Annotated in this window: 1 protein-coding gene; it reads left to right on the forward strand. The window is 63.1% G+C overall.

Going from position 1 to position 1,153, the window contains the following annotated elements:
• On the forward strand, nt 1-1,152 hold a 1,152-nt coding region (gene tuf / locus ABIC90_RS27365; protein WP_354359886.1), incomplete at its 5' end, for an elongation factor Tu.
• Nucleotide 1,153 lies beyond the last annotated feature (1 nt).

The following is a 1,153-nucleotide window of genomic DNA, read 5'->3' on the forward strand; positions in this document are numbered from 1 at the left end:
GTGGGCACGATCGGTCACGTCGACCATGGCAAGACCACGCTGACGGCTGCAATCGCAACCGTTCTGTCGGCCAAGTTCGGCGGCGAAGCCAAGGCTTACGACCAGATCGACGCAGCGCCCGAAGAAAAGGCCCGCGGCATCACGATCAACACCGCGCACGTCGAGTACGAAACGGCCAACCGCCACTACGCACACGTCGACTGCCCCGGCCACGCCGACTATGTGAAGAACATGATCACGGGCGCCGCTCAGATGGACGGCGCCATCCTGGTGTGCTCGGCCGCTGACGGCCCGATGCCCCAGACCCGTGAACACATCCTGCTGGCTCGCCAGGTGGGTGTGGGCTACATCATCGTTTTCCTGAACAAGTGCGACATGGTCGACGACGCCGAACTGCTCGAGCTGGTCGAAATGGAAGTGCGCGAGCTCCTGGACAAGTACGAGTTCCCTGGCGACGACACCCCCATCATCCACGGCTCGGCCAAGCTCGCTCTCGAAGGCGACAAGGGCAAGCTGGGTGAAGAAGCCATCATGAAGCTGGCTGAAGCCCTGGACACCTACATCCCGACGCCCGAGCGCGCCGTGGACGGTACGTTCCTGATGCCTGTCGAAGACGTGTTCTCGATCTCGGGTCGCGGCACCGTGGTGACCGGCGCTGTCGAGCGTGGCGTGATCAAGGTCGGCGAAGAAATCGAGATCGTCGGCATCCGTCCGACCGTCAAGACCACCTGCACCGGCGTGGAAATGTTCCGCAAGCTGCTGGACCAGGGCCAGGCTGGCGACAACGTCGGCGTGCTGCTGCGCGGCACCAAGCGCGAAGAAGTCGAGCGCGGCCAAGTGCTGTGCAAGCCCGGTTCGATCAAGCCGCACACGCACTTCACCGCCGAGGTGTATGTGCTGTCCAAGGACGAAGGCGGCCGTCACACGCCGTTCTTCAACAACTACCGCCCGCAGTTCTACTTCCGCACGACGGACGTGACCGGCGCGATCGAGTTGCCCGCGGACAAGGAAATGGTCATGCCTGGCGACAACGTCAGCATCACCGTGAAGCTGATCAACCCGATCGCGATGGAAGAAGGCCTGCGCTTCGCCATCCGTGAAGGCGGCCGCACCGTGGGTTCGGGCGTCGTGGCAAAGATCCTCGACATCTAAG

The organism is Variovorax boronicumulans (genome assembly GCF_040544675.1).
Classification (GTDB): Bacteria; Pseudomonadota; Gammaproteobacteria; order Burkholderiales; family Burkholderiaceae_C; genus Variovorax; species Variovorax boronicumulans_D.